Source organism: Sphingomonas sp. RIT328, from assembly GCF_000632225.1.
Lineage (GTDB): Bacteria > Pseudomonadota > Alphaproteobacteria > Sphingomonadales > Sphingomonadaceae > Sphingomonas > Sphingomonas kyungheensis.
Window position 1 is genome coordinate 28,960 of record NZ_JFYV01000015.1, and the last position, 16,067, is coordinate 45,026.

10 protein-coding genes are annotated in these 16,067 nt (G+C 68.8%); 2 read left to right on the forward strand and 8 right to left on the reverse strand.

Features of this window, described 5'->3' with window-relative positions; translation table 11 throughout:
- Positions 1-6 precede the first annotated feature (6 nt).
- The 7 genes from BW41_RS08680 to BW41_RS20080 form a co-directional block, all read right to left on the reverse strand.
- A complete protein-coding gene (locus BW41_RS08680; RefSeq protein WP_037533699.1) occupies positions 7-822 on the reverse strand; it encodes a hypothetical protein in 816 nt (271 codons plus the stop codon).
- Positions 813-1,808 (reverse strand): Gfo/Idh/MocA family protein, encoded by a 996-nt coding sequence (locus tag BW41_RS08685; RefSeq protein ID WP_037533701.1) that lies wholly within the window; start codon positions 1,806-1,808, stop codon positions 813-815. The genes BW41_RS08680 and BW41_RS08685 overlap by 10 nt, the downstream gene beginning before the upstream one ends.
- Complete coding sequence (locus BW41_RS08690) at positions 1,808-2,920, reverse strand: class I SAM-dependent methyltransferase (protein ID WP_037533703.1); 1,113 nt, start codon at positions 2,918-2,920, stop codon at positions 1,808-1,810. The genes BW41_RS08685 and BW41_RS08690 overlap by 1 nt, the downstream gene beginning before the upstream one ends.
- Positions 2,917-3,840, reverse strand: a complete 924-nt coding sequence (locus BW41_RS08695) for an HD domain-containing protein (RefSeq protein ID WP_037533745.1) — start codon at positions 3,838-3,840, stop codon at positions 2,917-2,919. Before BW41_RS08695 ends, BW41_RS08690 begins: the two co-directional genes overlap by 4 nt.
- 5 nt (positions 3,841-3,845) lie before the next feature.
- Complete coding sequence (locus tag BW41_RS08700) at positions 3,846-5,027, reverse strand: inositol-3-phosphate synthase (RefSeq protein ID WP_037533705.1); 1,182 nt, start codon at positions 5,025-5,027, stop codon at positions 3,846-3,848.
- Between the two features lie 154 nt (positions 5,028-5,181).
- Positions 5,182-5,967 carry a Crp/Fnr family transcriptional regulator gene (locus BW41_RS08705; RefSeq protein WP_081792996.1) on the reverse strand — a complete coding sequence of 262 codons (786 nt, stop codon included), beginning with the start codon at positions 5,965-5,967 and terminating at the stop codon, positions 5,182-5,184.
- A 180-nt stretch (positions 5,968-6,147) separates the two neighbouring features.
- Positions 6,148-8,346, reverse strand: a complete 2,199-nt coding sequence (locus BW41_RS20080; RefSeq protein WP_051583374.1) for a FecR family protein — start codon at positions 8,344-8,346, stop codon at positions 6,148-6,150.
- A gap of 248 nt (positions 8,347-8,594) precedes the next feature.
- On the opposite strand from BW41_RS20080, the gene BW41_RS08720 reads away from it, so the two are divergent.
- Both BW41_RS08720 and BW41_RS08725 read left to right on the forward strand, forming a co-directional pair.
- Entirely contained in the window at positions 8,595-10,178 is a 1,584-nt protein-coding gene (locus BW41_RS08720) for a ShlB/FhaC/HecB family hemolysin secretion/activation protein (protein WP_235199704.1), read from the forward strand.
- The gene (locus tag BW41_RS08725) at positions 10,178-12,466 is read left to right on the forward strand and encodes a putative bifunctional diguanylate cyclase/phosphodiesterase (RefSeq protein ID WP_051583376.1); all 2,289 of its coding nucleotides are present in this window, start codon (positions 10,178-10,180) and stop codon (positions 12,464-12,466) included. Before BW41_RS08720 ends, BW41_RS08725 begins: the two co-directional genes overlap by 1 nt.
- Positions 12,467-12,571: 105 nt before the next feature.
- Here BW41_RS08725 and BW41_RS08730 read toward each other — a convergent pair whose 3' ends face one another.
- Complete coding sequence (locus BW41_RS08730) at positions 12,572-16,024, reverse strand: TonB-dependent receptor (protein ID WP_081792997.1); 3,453 nt, start codon at positions 16,022-16,024, stop codon at positions 12,572-12,574.
- Between the last annotated feature and the right edge of the window lie 43 nt (positions 16,025-16,067).

Below are 16,067 nucleotides of genomic sequence, written 5' to 3' on the forward strand. Positions count from 1 at the left end.
TCGATGTCACAGCGTCATCCTCTTTACGCCGGGCGCCCGCGCCAGCCCGTCGTCGAGCGCGCGCAGCGCCAGCGTCCGGTCGATGTCGGGGGCGAATTCGAACGGCGTCAGCACCGCGTCGAAGGCGAGCGGTTCGATTACCGCGCGGTACCGGCGCAGCTCGGCATGGGTCAGCGGAATGTCCTTGTGGAACGCCTTGTGGCTGGAGATCGCGTAACTGCGTCCCTCGCCATCCTGGTCGATCTTGAACATGTCGCCGCAGAACAGCCGCCGGCCGGGGGCATCGTAGAGGCAGGCCTGCCCCTCATAATGGCCGCCGACGTGATGGAGGGTATAGCCCGGCGCGAGTTCAAGCAGGTCGTCGAACGGGGCGGTGACGCGGAACGCCTTGGTCATGCGCAGATCGTCGCGCTGGATCGCGACGATCGCCGGATCGAAGCGGCGTTGCAGCTGGAACAGGGCGCCATAGCCGTGCGCATGGCTGGCCGACAGACAGGCGATGCCGCCCAGGGCGGCGATCTGCTCCAGCATCGCGTCCGAATAATAAGGCGCCGCCTCGAAGGCGATGTTGCCGCCGTCCCGCACGATCAGCCAGCCGGTACCGGCGAGGCCGAGCACGGGACGGGTGGTGAATGCCCACAGCCCCGGCGCGACCTCGCGGCCGCCGCCGTCATGCGTCGCGGCGACCTCCGCCTCGGGCAGGAAGTGCCAGCCGTCCTCGGGCAGGTCGTTGCGCACGTCGCTGCACACCGGGCAGTCGGGCGGGGCGAAATGATGCTGCCAGAAGCCGCAATTGGCGCAGGCGAACCAGCTCAAAGCCATGATCGGGCCTCTCCGTAGGCGCTGTCGAACAGCCGCATCAGCGCGAGGTCGCGCGTCATCGAGAAGTCGTGCGGCGCGCCCGATGCCGCCCGCATGAACGCCTTGGCCTGTGCCGTGAAGGGCGACGTCGCGGCATCGAAGGCGATCGGCGTCTCGTCGCCGGTCGTCGCGCAGCGCCGCACCAGCGTGCCGCCCGCGGTCTGCCCCATCGTGTCGGTGGCGACGAGCAGACCACGCTCGCCGAGCACCTCCAGCCGGCGGCGCGGCAGGACCTCGGCGCAATTGTAGGCGACGTGGCTCTGGAAGAGCACGCCGCTCGCCGTCACCCCGGTCAACATGCCGCCGTCGTCGACCGGATAGGCGTGGATCCGCCGTTGCAGCGCGATCGACAGCCGCACCAGCGGCTCGTCGAGCAGGCGCTGGCACAGATCGAGGCCGTGCAGCGCCAGATCGATCACCGCGCCGCCGCCCGCGCGCACCGGATCGGCGCGCCAATTGTCATGCGCCCCGCCGTCGGGCGTCCAGGCCGGATCGACCCAGCAAGCGTAGACGATCCGCACCGCGACCGGCCGCCCGATCCCATCCTCGGCGATCACGCGCGCGAGCGCGTCATGCGCGGGATGGTGACGCTGATCGAAGGCGGTGCCGTAGAGCATGTCGCCCGACACCGCCGCCGCCATCGCCTCCGCCTGATCGAGCGTCGCGGCGATCGGCTTCTCGCACAACACCGGCACGCCCGCCGCGGCGCAGGCGCGCACCGGATCGAGATGCGCGTCGTTCGGCGTCGCGACATAGACGAGGTCGCAGGCGCCCGCGGCGAGCATCTCCGCCACGCCGTCGAACACCGCCAGACCCTGCGCCTCCGCGCGCGCTCGAGCGGTGGGCGACGGGTCGGCAATGGCGGTGACCCGGCCGCCGGCCGCGGCGATGCCGGGCGCCATATAGTCGCGTGCCACCCAGCCATATCCGGCGATGCCCCAGCGCATCACCAGCGCTCCGGCAGATCGACGAGCCGGCGCAGCCGGGCGGCGTCGGGGGTCGGTACAGCCGCATCCGGCTGCGCCCACAGGCAGCCCTTGCCATATTCGTCGCGATAGCGATCGGACGGCCACACCGCCCCATGCGGACCCAGTAACGGGTTGGGGCGCAGCGTCGCGCCGGGGAGCGGCATCGCCAGGCCGCCGTCGACGGGGCGGGCGGGGGCGTCGCCATGCCGCTCGACCAGCGACCAGGCCTCGACGTCCGTATCCGCCACCCACCCGACCGGGCCCGGCGCGGTCCGTCGCATCAGCGCGTCGAGCAGGGTGCGTTCATCGTAGACGATCGCGTCGGCGAAAATCGTTTGCCATGCGTCCGTGCGTCGCGCCGGTCCCTTGGCGCCGCCGGCATAGTCGAGATTGTGGAGATGGCTGATCGCCAGCACGCCGCCCGGTGCGACCGCGGCGCGCAGGCTGTCCGCCACGCGCGGCTGATCGGGCAGGAAGTAGAAGGCGTCGTGACAGGTGACGAGATCGAAGCGCGCATCGGCGATCGGCCACGGCGCCGCCGCATCGAACACGACGTAATCGGCCGCCGGCGCTACCCAGTTCTTGGCGAGCCAGCATTTGGCGAACACGACGTCGGCGCCGGTGCACGCGACCCCGCGGGCGGTCAATTCGCGGAGGTAATGGCCGATACCGCAGGCGAGTTCGAAGGCGGTGGCGGGGGCCTGCCAATGCGCTTCCACCAGCGCGAGGCCGGCGAGATAGGTCGGATCGCTCCAGCGATAGGCGAAATAATCCGCCACCGGCCCCAGCCGCAGCAAGGCCATCGCCTCGCGCAGCGTCAGCTCGTCGCGTCGGCGGACCAGTTGCTTGAGCTCGCCGAGGTCGGTCGCCGGGCCGGTCCACCAATCGTCCTGATCGGTCAGCAGCGCGACGAGCGCATCGTCCGGACAGCCGGCATCGAGATGGTCGAGCGCGACCGAAACCAGCCCCTCGCTGTCGGTGCGCAGATAGGCGATGCCGTCGACGACCGGCCAGCGCTCGCCCGGCGCGGTCAGCGAATGGGGCGTGTCCGCGACGAGCAGGCGGCCGGTGACGGGCGAACGATAGCTCACGCCAGACCTGCGTCCGCCAGGATGCGGTCGTGAAACGCCTTGACCGGGCCATCGTGGACGAGCCCGTACTCATCGAGCACGATCCCCATCGACAGGCGCGCGGCGCGCATATGCTGTTCGATCTCGAGGACGCGATCGAGCACGTCCGCGACGTGGAAGGCGCGCGCCTCCGGCGTCTGGTCGCCGGCGATCGGCGCCAGCGCCTCGCGTATCGTCTCGGCCAGCGCCGGATTGGCCGCGGCGAGTTCGTCGAGGCTGGCCTCTCGCGCCCGCTCGATCACCGCCTCCAGCAAATCACCGAGCAGCATCTCGCCGGAGTAACCGCTGTCCGGCATGTCGGCATTGTGCAGGTGATGCGCCATGCCGGCGAGGAAGACGCGCACCGGATCGGCGCCGTGCCACGGGCTCGCCAGCACGCCGTAGACCGCGACCATCAGGCAGTGTTCGGCATGGTTCTCGGCCGGCTGCAAAACGATGCGCGGTGCGCCGGGGCAGGTCACGCCGGCGCGCGGCTGGCGCGCCAGCTTGCCGACGAAGGCCGGCGTGGCGCCCGGCGTCGGCCTGCCCTGCGTTAAGGCCCGACGCAGCCGCGCGCGCAGCGACGGATCGAGATCCGCCGTCATCGCGTCGAAGGCGCGGGCCAGCACGTCGACCGCGCCGTCTCCCGCGCCGAGCGCTTGCAACGCGGCCAGATCGAGGTCGCCCAGCCGCGCCGATACCAGCGCCGCGCCGACGACCTGCGCCATCACCTGTGCCGGGGCGTCGCCGCGGACCAGTGCGGCCCAGCCGGAGACGAACAGGCGCTCGGCGATCGATCCCGGCGCCGTGGCAGAATGAATCCGCTTCAGGTCGCCGAGTTCGCGGAAGAGGGGGAGGGCGGCCGGCGAGAGCCTATCCGCCCCCGCCGCGTCCGCCGCCATCAGGCTCACGCGCGCGTGCCGTTCAACCAGGTGTCGAGGATCAGCTGCTGTTCGGGCACGCCGTGCACCGGATCACCCGCGCCCTGCGTCTGCGGCAGCTTGAAGAACAGGCCCATCTGCTCCTGCACGCCGCCCTCGCCGCGCTGCTGCGCGAGGTCGAGGCAGCGCGCGATCTCTATCGCGAGCGGCGCCGCCAGGATCGAGTCCTTGCAGAGGAAGTTGAGCTTGAGCTGCATCTTCTGGCCCATGAAGCCGGTCAGGTCGATATTGTCCCACGCTTCCTTGTCGTCGCCGCGCGGCCGGTAATAATGGATCATCACGATATGATCCTCGACCGGATAGCCGAGGATGGAGTTGAGCACGCTGCCCTTGGTGCCGAGCTTCGATTGCAGCGACTTGGGATCGTCGAGCGCGAGACCGTCCGAATTGCCGAGGATGTTGGTCGAGAACCAGCCGTCGACATGCAACGCGCGGTCGCGCAGCGCCGGGGCGATCACCGTCTTCATGAAGGTCTGGCCGGTCTTGCCGTCCTTGCCGGCGATCGGCACGTTGCGTTCCGCCGCCAGCGCGGCGAGCGGCGCGACGTCTGCCGCGACCGAGGGCGTGAAATTCGCGTAGGGCGTGCCCGCGTCGATCGCCGCATAGGCGTAGAGCATCGCCGGACTGATCGCGGCATCGTCGGTATCGAGCCCGCGCTCAAACCCCTCGAGCGATTGCAGCGCCGCCTCCGCGAAGTCCGGCACGCGCTCGGTCGAGGCGAGGTTGACGACGACCACCCGGTCGAGCTGGCGGTCCGCGGCGAAGCGCTTGAGATCGTCCTGGATCTGGCGAACCGCCGCCCGATGACCGCTGGCCAGCTTGTTGCCGCCGTCGATATTCGCGCAATAGCCGGTCGAGCCGGCCGCTTTCCAGGCGCGCATGTCGTTGAGCGCGGAGGCGCCGTCGGCGAGCTCTTTCTCACCGATCACACCGTGGCGCAGCGCCAGCGTGCCGAGCGTCTCCTCGGATAGGTCCCAGCCGCCAAATTCGAGATCGCGATAGGCGATCATCCCGGCGATGTCGCGATGCGCGAGCGGCAGGCCGTCGAAGCTGTTCGACCCCGCCTTGATCATCTCGATCCCGGCGATCGCCGTCGTCGCCACCGCGCCGCCGACCCCGACGATCGCCACACCCAAACGTTCCGCCACTTATCGTCCCCGCCAACACCCGATCGGGCCAGTGGGGCGGAAAGGTCGGGGCGGATGCCCCCGTTCCCGCGTTTCGCGCGAACCGGAAGATATTCGGCGCTGGCGATGACCTACGTCACCGAGCGGCGCTTTCGCGGTGACTTAGATCATTTTCTTACGCCGGTTCTGCGCCGACCGGCGGCAGCCAGTCGACGTCGATCTGGCTATGCCGGTCGTTGAAGTCGACCAGCGCCGCGAGCTTGTTGATATCGCTGATCCGGATCACCCGACCGACACGCGAGACGAGCCCGGTCGCCTCCAGCGCCTTGAGCGAGCGATTGACGTGGGTCTTGGTCAGACCGACCGCGTCGCCGAGATCCTTCTGCGTCAGCGGCAGTTCGAACGAACAGCCTTCGAGATTGTCGACGACGCGCAGCCGCGACCGGATGTCGAGCAGCAACGTCGCGATGCGGGTGAAGCCGTCAGTCTTGCTGATCGAGGTGAGGCGATCGGCCATCGCGACCTGTTCGGAGGAGGCAATGGCGAACATCAGCGCCCCCAGCCGCGGATGCTTGCGGAAGAGATGGCCGAACGCCTCCTTCGGCATCTGGAACAGGGTGGTGTGGCTCACCGCCTGCAGCGTGGCGGCGCTATAGCCCCAGGCGATCGAGAAGGTGGTGGTGACATCGCCGACGAAATAGAAGCGGAGGATTTGCCGATCGCCGCCCTTCATCTCGGTTGAGCCATGCAGCCAGCCGCTCGCGACGATGTACAGGCTGTCGAGCCGCTCGCCCTCGCGCACCACGACTTCCCCCGCCTTGAACGACCGCTCCCGCCGCTCCAGCGCGCGCAACGTCTCACGTTCAGAAAAGGTGAGGTCGAGATGCGTGGCGAGACGGGCTTCGAGCGGGCTAGACAGCATGGGGGCCAAACGCGGCAGATGACGAAGCTTTCCCGCCATGGCCGTTTCCCGCAACGGCGCGGCCGGAGGTGTCGCATCGGCGGATATGCAAAGCGGGTGACATCCGTTGATGGGGACAAAGCGCGCCGCTCGCCGATGCCGGCCGTGCGCCGGCCGGCTTGCGAGTCCTGAGGAACCGGCGCCGGTCGCTGTGATGGCCGACCGATGCCCGGCAGCCGCTTACGACTTGCCGGGTCCCTTCAGCTTGTCGAGCAGGGACTTTGCCGCTTCTTCGGCGTCCTTGCCTGCCTTTTTGGCGGCGTCCTGGACGGCCTGGAGCGCGCTCTTGGCGGCATCGTCGGCGGCCTTCTGCGCGTCCGCGGCGTCTTTCGCCGCCTTGGCGGCGGCATCGGCGGCCGCCTTGGCGGCGTCCTGCTGCGCGGCCTTGGCCGCCTTCTCCGCATCCTTCGCCGCCTGATCCGCCTTGGCCTTGGCAGCCTCGTCGGCGGCCTTCTGCGCGTCCTTCGCCGCCTTGTCGGCGTCCTTGTCCGTCGCCGCCTTGGCCGCATCCTTCGCCGCCTTGTCAGCGGCGGCGGCGGCGGCATCGGCATTGGCCTTGGCTGCGTCGCGCGCGGCCTTGTCCGCCGCCGCCCGCGCCGCATCCTCGGCCTGTTTGAGCGCCGCGGCGGCCTGATCCGCCGCCGCCTTTTGTGCATCCTTGGCGGCGCGATCGTCGGCGGCCTTTTGGGCATCCTTGGCGGCCTTGTCGGCGGCGGCAGCGGCAGCGGCCGCATCGCGCGCCGACTGCGCCGCCGAGGCCTGCGCGGCCTGATTGGCCGCTGCGGCGGCCGCGGAACGGGCGGCCTGGTCGGCGGCGGCCTGCGCCGCGTCGTGCGCCGCCTGTTCGGCCGCCGCGCGCTGATCGCCGGTTGCAGCCTGTGCGGCGAGTGCCGCCTGCTCCGCCGCATCGCGCGCCGCCTTGTCGCTGGCGGCCTGCGCCGCGGCGAGGGCGGCGGCATCGGCGGCAGCCTTGGCGGTGGCGGCGGCGTCCTGACTGGCCTTGAGCGCCTGCGTCTGCGCGGCGGCGTTCGTAGCCTCCTGCTGCGTCTGGGCGGCGGCGGCCGCGGCGGCGGCGGCCGCGGCGGTCTGCGCGGTATCGTTCTTCGCGGCAGCCGCAGCGTCGTCCGCCGCCTTGGCCGCCGCGACGGCGGCCGCCTGCGCCTGCGCCTGCGCGGCATCGCGTGCGGCCTGTTCGGCGCTTGCCTTGGCGGCGTCTGCTGCCGCCGCGGCGGCGGCCTTGGTCGCCTGATCCGCGGCCGCCGCCGCGGCCGCCTTGGCCGCCTCGCTGCGATCCTGATCGGCCTTGGCGGCGGCGGCTTCGGCCGCGGATTGTGCGGCGGCGGCGGCGGCCGCCTGCGCGGTACGGTCGGCATCCGCCTTCGCCTTGGCAGCGGCGTCGGCCTCGGCGGCCGAACGCTGCGCCATTTCCGTCGCCTGCTCGCCGCTGCGCTGCGCGGCGTTGAGGGTGGCCGCGACCTCGACCACCTTGACGGTCGCGGTGGAGGCTTCGGTGGCGACCCGCGTCGCCTTGGCGACTTCCGCTATGTCGGCGCCGCCGCCGAGCATGCCGTCGACCAGCCCGCCCGTCGTCCCCGACAGCGAGACGGGTTGTTCGTACACGGCGGCGGTGATCGTCGGAACCGGCGCCGCGGCCGTCTCCACGACCGCGGTCGCGGCAGCCGTCGTCGTGGTGGTGGCAGCGTTCGTCGTCGCATCGGCCGTCGTCGCGGCGGTCGCTTCGGCCGGCGTGGCGGTCGAGGCGGAGGCGGCGGTCGCCGTCGGTGCGGCTTCCGCCGGCGCGGCGGGGGAGGTGATCACCTTGGTCACGCCGCCGCTCTCGACCTGCATGCGATAGCGGTTGCTCGAGGAGATCAACGCGACCGCGCCCGGCAGCACGAGATCATGCGCGCCCCCGTCGACCGTCGACACATCGACCGCGCCTTCGAGCACCTGGAGTGCCGTGCCCTGCTCGCCGACCCCGACGCTGAACGTCGTGCCTTTGACGACCGCGGCAAGATAGGGCGTCTTGACCTCGAAATGCGGCGTCATCTTCTTCTTGATCATGAAGACGACGTTGCCGAAATCCTCGAACACCCGGGTGAAGCCGCCGGCTTCCTCCTGCGCGGCGGGGAGGCGCAGCTGCGACGCAGGGGCGACCATCATATATTCCGTACCGCGGACGAGCACGGCGCGTCCCCCCTTGCCGGTGGTCACCGTATCCCCGGCGGCGACCACCAGGCCGCGGGCGCCCGCCTTGATGAGCCCGGCATGCGACACCTGCACCGGCCCGGAAGCTTCGCTGAGCGTCCATTCGCGCGGACCGGCCAAGGCCGCCGATGAACAGGTGACGGCCAGCATCACCAACAGCTTGCTACGCATTCCCAACTCCAGACCTGGGGGGCCCCTGTTCCACCCGATTTGACGCTATCTGTCCCCGCTGCTTTCGAGGACGTTGCCTGCCAAGGTAAACGGCCGCTTAGGAGCTCGCTTAAGCTAACTAAATCCAAAGACTTCTCCGGATAGGCGCAGGCATGTTCAGGGGAAGCAGGATGTCGGCGGCGGTGCGCATTTCACGTCTTATTGGTTCTATCGGAGCGGTCGTACTGGGAACGTCGGTCTCCGCGCAGGTGCGCCTCGATCAGGCGGATCCGACGATCGTCGAACAGGCGCTGCCCCGCCCGGTCGCGCCAACGCCGCAGCAGCCCGCCGTCCAGGTCGACACCGCGGCGGCCGGCAAGGCAGCAGGTCCCGCGGTGACCGGCATGATCAACGCCGTGGTCATCGACGGGATCGATCCCGCGGATGCCGCGCGCTACGCACCGGCCTATCTCTCCGTCATCGGGCGCGAGCTCGGTGAGGCCGAGCTTGCCGGCCTGGCCGGACGGATCGCCGACGTGGCGCGGCAGGACGGCTATCCGTTCGCCGTCGCCTTGATCGGTGCGCAGCGCGTCGAGAATGGCGTCGTCCGCGTGACGCTCGATCTCGGCAAGATCGATGCGGTGCGCGTCATCGGCGCGGCGAGTCCGCGGGCCGACGCGATCCTCAATCGCTTGCTGGTGACGGACAAGCCCGTGCGGCGCGACCAGCTCGAAAAGGCGATCCTGCTCGTCGGCGACGTGCCGGGCGTGCGCGTCGTCAACAGCCGCTACGTCCGGCAGAATGGCTTCGGCATCCTGCTCGTCACGATCAGCGTCGATCGCTTCAGCGCCTATGCGCAGCTCGACAACCGCGGCAGCGCCGAAGTCGGACCGATCCGCTCGACGATCCTCGCCAGCGCCCGCAGCCTGCTGCAATCGGGCGACGAATTTGCCTTCCTCGCAGCGCAGACGCCGGTGCAGCCGACCGAATTCGCCTTCGTCCGCGGCCGCTACAGCGCGCCGGTCGACGATGTCGGCTCGGTCCTCTCGGTGGCGGCGTCCTATGGCCGCTCGCATCCGGGGGCGTCGCTCAAGCCGCTCGATGTCGTCGGCCATAGTGTCGACGTGGCGGTAGCGTACAGCCGGCCGATCGCCCGCAGCCGCGCCACCAGCCTGTCGTCGACCACCGAATTCCGCGCGGCGTCGATCGATCAGACGCTCGCCGGCCGGACGATCCGTCACGACCGGCTGGCGACGCTGACCGAATCGCTGATCGGCTTCACCGCCGCGGGGCCCGGTACGCTGCGCGGCGAGGTCGGCGTGACCGCCGGTCTGCCGCTGGCGGGGGTGACGCATCAGGGGGACGCGATGACGTCGCGGTTCGACGGCGACGCGCGTTTTGCGCTGGTCGGCTATACCGTGGACTGGACGACCAAGCTGGCCAAGCCGCTGACGCTGGTCCTCGCGTCGGCAGGGCAGCTCGCCTCGCGGCCGTTGCTGGCGACCGCGGAGATCGGCATCGGCGGCCCCGCCTTCGCCCGTGCCTATGATTATGCCGAGCGCACCGGCGACAACGGCATCATGGCATCGATGGAGATCCGGGCCGACGCCGGGCGCGTCATTCCGGGGGTGATCGAACGGCTCCAGCTGTACGGCTTCGTCGACGGCGGCAAGGTCAGCAATCTGCGCGACGGCTTCGGCGGCGGCGAGCTGTTCTCGACCGGCGCCGGCGGCCGGTTCGGGATCGGTACGGCGGACGGCATGATCGAGATCGCGCTGCCGCTCAACGCGGATCGCTTCGACACGGGCGATCGCAGCCCGCGCATTTCGCTGCGCCTGTCCAAGGGCTTCTGATGACCGTCCGAGCGCCGCGCCGATCGTCCATCGCCATCCTGATCCTTGCCGGGCTCTGTGGTGTGTTGCTGCTTCTGCCGGGGCTGGGCGGGCCGATCGATCGTGCGATCGACCCGCTGCGGCTGGCATTGCGCAGCGGCACGGCGAGCCAGAGCGTGGCGATCGTCGAAATGGATGCCGCGAGCGTCGCGGTCATCCGGAGCTGGCCGTGGCCGCGGCGTCATTATGCCACGGTGATCGACGCGCTGCGGCAGGCGGGCGCCGCCGCGATCGTCTTCGACGTCGATTTCTCCTCGCCCTCCGATCCGGCCGACGATCGCGCGATGGCCGACGCGTTGCGCCGCGCCGAGGGGCAGGTCGCCCTGCCGACCTTCGCGCAAAAGGCCGGCGTCGCCGACAGCCGCAGCCTCGACGCGCTGCCCATTCCGGCGTTCCGGCCGCATGTCGCGCTGGCGTCGGTCAGCATGGCGCCCGACGCCGATGGCCTCGTCCGGTCGGTGCCGCTGGCGACGATGACCGCGGGCCTGCCGCGCCCGACGCTCTCCGCCTTCATCGCCGGCCGGTCGGGGCGCGCGGATCAGACCTTTCCCGTCGACCTGTCGATTGATCCCGGCACGATTCCGCGGCTGAGCTTCGCCGCGGTCATGCGGGGCCGGTTCGATCCGGCGGCCGTGCGCGGCAAGACCGTGTTGATCGGCACGACCGCGATCGAGATGGGCGACCGCTATGCGGTGCCGCGCTGGGGCGTGTTGCCGGGCGTCGTCATCCAGGCGCTCGCGGCCGAGACGCTGATCGCCGGCCTGCCGACGACCGGGTCAGCGGTCCTGCCGCTGCTCGCCGCGCTGCTGCTCGGCGTCGTCATTCTGTGGCGGCGGCGCACCGTCGGTCTGGTCCTGACCACCTCCGCGGCGCTGGCGGTGCTGTTCGGTTCGATCCTGATCGCGCAATATCGGCTCCACGTGATCTATCCGATGGCCGGCGCCGTATGCACGATCCTGCTGGTCGCCGGCGGCTGCCTGATCCGCGACATCGTGCGCCGCTTCCGCATCCAGCGGCACACCGACGGGGAAACCGCTCTGCCCAACCGCGCCGCCTTCCTCGATCGCCGCTTCGCCGCACCGGTCGATGTCGCGGTGGTCCAGATCGGCAATCTCGACGCGATCATGGCGGTGGTCGGTCCCGACGATCTGAAAAACGCGCTGATCCGCACGGCCGAGCGGCTCAAGATCGTCAGCATCGACCAGCAGGTCTATCGGGTCCGCGGCCACCATCTCGCCTATGTGATCGGTCCCGATCAGCAGCTCGACGAGGCGATGGCAGGCCTGCGGGCGTTGCTGATGCAGCCGGTCGAGGTCGGCGGTCGCAGGATCGATATCCGCACCTGCGTCGGGACGAGCCAGGGCAGCGACCCCGACCGGTTGCTGACCGAGGCGGCACTGGCCGCGGAACAGGCAGAGGCGGCCAGCCTGTTCTGGACGCGCAGCGCCGCCCGGCACGACGATCTGGAACGCGCGCTGTCGCTGATGAGCGACCTCGACGACGCGATGACGGCGGGCCATATCGAGGTCTTCTATCAGCCGAAGCTGTCGCTCACCGTCGATGCCGTCACCAGCGTCGAGGCGCTGGTGCGCTGGCGCGACCCGGAGCGCGGCTTCATCGGCCCCGACCAGTTCATCCCGCTCGCCGAGAAATCCGGCCGTATCGAGAAGCTGACGCTCCATATCTTCGATTGCGTCCTGCACGACGCGGCCGCGTGGCGCGCGCGCGGTCATGACCTGGCCGTTGGCATCAATATCTCGGCGACCCTGCTGACTTCCCGCTCGTTCAACGATGCGATCGAGCGGCGCATCGCCGCATCGCCCGTACCGCCGGCGACGCTGATCTTCGAGGTGACGGAGTCCGCGGCGATGGACGATCCCGACGCGGCGGTGGCGGCGTTGCGGCGCTATCGTGACCTCGGCGTCGCGGTATCGATGGACGATTACGGCACCGGCCAATGTACCTTGAGCTATCTGCAGCTGCTGCCGCTCAACGAGCTCAAGATCGACCGGAGCTTCGTGCAATTCGCGCACACCAACCACCATGATGCGATCCTGGTGCGCTCGACGATCGATCTCGCCCACAGCCTCGGCCTCAAGGTCGTCGCGGAGGGGATCGAGGATGCGGAGTGCCTGCACTTCCTGCGGGCGAGCGGCTGCGACATGGCGCAGGGCTATCATATCAGCCGGCCGACCCCGTTTGCGGAGCTGATGACGTTCGTCGAACACCGGAAGGCGGCGGCCGCATAGCCGCCCGATCCGCTGCGGCGGCGTCGTGACGTCGGCGACGCACCATAAACAAAAGGGCAGCGCCGCGGCGCTGCCCTCCGAGTTTTAAAGTATCGCCGCGACGGCTTAGTAATTCGCGCGCAGGATGACCGAGAACCGGCGATCGTTGGTGAAGTAGGAGCGGGGGGCCAGATCGTTGGAGCCCGCCTTATACGCCTGAAGCAGTTTCGTCGTCGTGTTGGTCAGGTTGACGCCCTGCACGCCGAGCTTGACGTATTTGGTCAGGTTGACGAACGCCGAGGCGTCAAGCTGGCCGGTCGCGTCGTTGAAGATCGACGTATAGGGGAAGATCACGTCGGCGGCGGTCAACAGGAAGCGCGAGCGCCAGTTATAGGCGGCGCGCAGCGAGATCGGCCCCATTTCGTAGAAGGCCGTGGCGTTGAAGTTATGCTTCGACAGGCCTTCGAGCGGCAGATTGCCCTTGGCGATCGTCGAGTCGGACGAGGGCGTACCGCCGTTGAGGAACGAGTTGGGCAGGCCCGAGCTGTCGATATAGGTATAGTTGCCCGCGAAGCCGAGGCCCTTGAGGAAGCCGGGCAGGAAGTCGAAGGTCTGCTGATAGGCGACCTCGAACCCCTTGATCTTGCCCTTGCCGGCATAGTTCGCCGGACCACGCGCCTGGATGTTCTGCGTGATGCCGTTGTTGGTGATCGAACGGTTGACCAGCGACTGGTAGAAGAAGCCGTCGACCGTCTTGTAGAAGGCGTCGACCGACAACTGGCCGACGCGGGCGAAATACCATTCCGCGGTGGCGTCGAACTGCCAGGCGGTGGCGGGCTTCAGATAGGGATTGCCGGCGTTGATGGTGACGGTGCCCGAACCCGGCTCCAGCGCATAGGTGACATAGGGCCGGATGTTGGCGAAGTCGGGACGCGTCAGCACCTTCGATCCCGCAAGGCGGAAGATCACGTCGCGCGACAGGCCCAGCTTGAGGTTGGCGCTCGGCAGGAAATAGCCGTAGCTGTTGGTGAAGAACGCCGGTTGCGAGGCATAGCCGTCCGTCGCGAAGTTGCGCAGGCGGTTGTATTCCGACTCGCCTAGGCTGCAGACGCCGCCGGGCTGGGTGGTCACGACCGTCCCGTCAGGCAAGGTCCGCGTCGTCGCGACGCAGCGTGTTGCATAGGGATCGACGACACCCAATTCGGTGCGGTTCGGCACCGCCGTCTGCGTCTGCGACAACACCGTGGTGTGCACGTAGCGCACGCCGACATTGCCCGAGACGCGGATGTTGCCGAACATCGGATCGTTGCTGCCGAATTGCAGCATCGCATAAGCGGCGCTGTCTTCCTGCGTCACGCGCGAGACTTCGGAGGGCAGGAACGCCGTGCCGGGGATCGCGCCGGCGCGCTGGCCCGCCGCGAGGAAGCGATTGGTCGCCGTCGCGCCGTTGGTGTTGCGCCAGATGTCGTTCTGCGTCTGGAAGAAGCTGACCGCCGAATTGTAGCCGTTGATCAGGTCGCCATTGTAATAATAGGCGCTCGGCGGTGCGTTGGTCTTGCCGCGGAAGAAGTTGTCGAAGCTGTAGAGCGACGAGCGGCTGGTGTCGCCCTGGTTGAACGTCACCGGCGCGCCGGACCAGACCTCGCTGATCGCACCCCAATTGTACGCCGTGTAGCGCACGTCCTGCGTCCGCTCGGCGTAACGGGCGCCGAACTTAATGCGGTTGAGGAACTTGCCATCGTCGAACTTATAGGCGAAGTCGCCCTTGATCTGATATTCCGAGCCTTCGCTATGCTCGATGTGATCCATCGCGGCACGCCAGAACTGGAAATCCCGGCTGGAGAAATACTGGCTGTCGGAGGCTGCGGCGAGCGCCGGATTGGGCGTCGCCCAATTGGCGGCGAGCGTCAGCGGCTTGTGCGGGATGACGACCGGGATATTGCCGGTCAGATCCAGCTCCGAGTCCGCGAAGGTCGAGCCGAACACGCTGAGATCGGTGACGTCGTGCTTGGCATACGTATAGTCGACGTCGAGGTTCATCGACCAATGGTCGTCCGGATTGAACTTCAGGTTGAAGCCGGCATCCTTGACGAGGTTTTCGTCGTAGACCTGACGCCGCGACAGCGACTGCTGCGCACCGCCGGTCGGGACGGTGGTTGTCGCCGTGCCGCTCGACGCGGTCCGCCAGCCGGAGCCGGGCAGGGTGATGAAACCGCTCTGGAACAGGCCGTTGTTGTCATAGACGAAGTTCGGATAGGCGCCGGCATCCGGATTGTAGCCGTTGCCGCGCTGATTGGCGCCGAACTGGAACTGACCCGAGCCGTTGAGCGCGCATTCCGCGCGTGTCGTGGCGTTGCCGGCGCCGTTGAGCGGACCGTTGCCGTTCTGCTGACAGCCGGCCGGATAGGTATTGTATTCCGACAGGTCTGGCGCGGTCTCGAACGTATGCTCGCCCCACGCATTCGTGGAATGGGTACGGAGGAACTGCGCGGTGAAGGTGGCGCGCTCGTCGTTGCTCTCCCACTGGACGGCGAGCGCCTGACCATCGCGGCGGCGATCGTAATCCTGGCTGCGGAACTGGCCGCCGATCGGCGCATAGGCGAGGCCCATGGGATCGGCGAAGCCGTCCGCTCCCGCCGTGCCGGCCGCGCCGCAGACGTTGGCCGGATTGGGTACCGCTTCACCGGCGGCGTTGTTGACGGTGCCGGGGATGAGGGTGAAGGCGTCGGTGGTGCCCGGCAGCTGGTTGCGGCAGGTTACGGTGGTGTTGGTACCGGTACCAGTCGCCGCCTGGACGCCGTCGCGCGTCTGATAATTGGTGACCTGGATGCCATCGGCGCGGCTGCGCAGGCGCGAGTAGGAGCCGTTGGCAAGGAGGCCGAACCGGCCGAGCGGCGTGTCCCAGGTGTTGGAGATGAGCAGCGATCCGGTCGGCGCCCACTTCTTGGCGAAATCGCCGTAATTGGCCTCGATCCCGCCGCCGATGTGGAAGCCCTTGTTGTCGAACGGCTTGCGCGTGTTGAGATTGACCGTGCCGGCAAGGCCGCCCTCGATCAGATCGGCGGTCGCGTTCTTGTAGACCTCGACCGAGCCGAGCAATTCGGACGGCACGTCGGCGAAGTTGATCGCCTGGCCGCCGATGCCGGCGGAGAAGGTGTCGCGGCCGTTGAACTCGGAGCGGACGAAGTTGAGGCCGCGGACGTTGACGCCCGAGCCCTCGACCGAGAAATGGTCTGGATCGTTGTTGCCGGCGAAGCGGTTGATCGAGACGCCTGGGACGCGCTGCAACGCTTCGGTCACCGACCGGTCGGGCAAAGCGCCGATGTCCTGCGCGGTGATCGCGTCGACGACCGTATCCGAATTGCGCTTGATCGTCTGGGCGTTGGCAAGGCTCTGCCGGATGCCGGTGACGACGATGTCATTGGCGCCGGCATCGTCGGTGGCGGCGGCATCGCCGGTCTGCGGCGCGGCCGGATCGGTGCCCGGCGTATTGGGCGAGGTCGCGCTGCCCGCGGTATTCTGGCCGCTCGCCGCACCCGTCTGCGCATAGGCCGGGGCGCTCAGGGCGAACACGCACATCGCGGTGACGGATACACTGGTAAGAATTGCTTTGCTGCGAAAC

Excerpts from the sequence above, each read along its gene's own strand:
- BW41_RS08680 (WP_037533699.1), bottom strand. The coding sequence starts at position 822 with ATGGCTTTGAGCTGGTTCGCCTGCGCCAATTGCGGCTTCTGGCAGCAT.
- BW41_RS20080 (WP_051583374.1), bottom strand. The coding sequence starts at position 8,346 with ATGCGTAGCAAGCTGTTGGTGATGCTGGCCGTCACCTGTTCATCGGCG.
- BW41_RS08705 (WP_081792996.1), bottom strand. The coding sequence starts at position 5,967 with ATGGCGGGAAAGCTTCGTCATCTGCCGCGTTTGGCCCCCATGCTGTCT.
- BW41_RS08730 (WP_081792997.1), bottom strand. The coding sequence starts at position 16,024 with ATGTGCGTGTTCGCCCTGAGCGCCCCGGCCTATGCGCAGACGGGTGCG.
- BW41_RS08685 (WP_037533701.1), bottom strand. The coding sequence starts at position 1,808 with ATGCGCTGGGGCATCGCCGGATATGGCTGGGTGGCACGCGACTATATG.
- BW41_RS08695 (WP_037533745.1), bottom strand. The coding sequence starts at position 3,840 with ATGGCGGCGGACGCGGCGGGGGCGGATAGGCTCTCGCCGGCCGCCCTC.
- BW41_RS08725 (WP_051583376.1), top strand. The coding sequence starts at position 10,178 with ATGACCGTCCGAGCGCCGCGCCGATCGTCCATCGCCATCCTGATCCTT.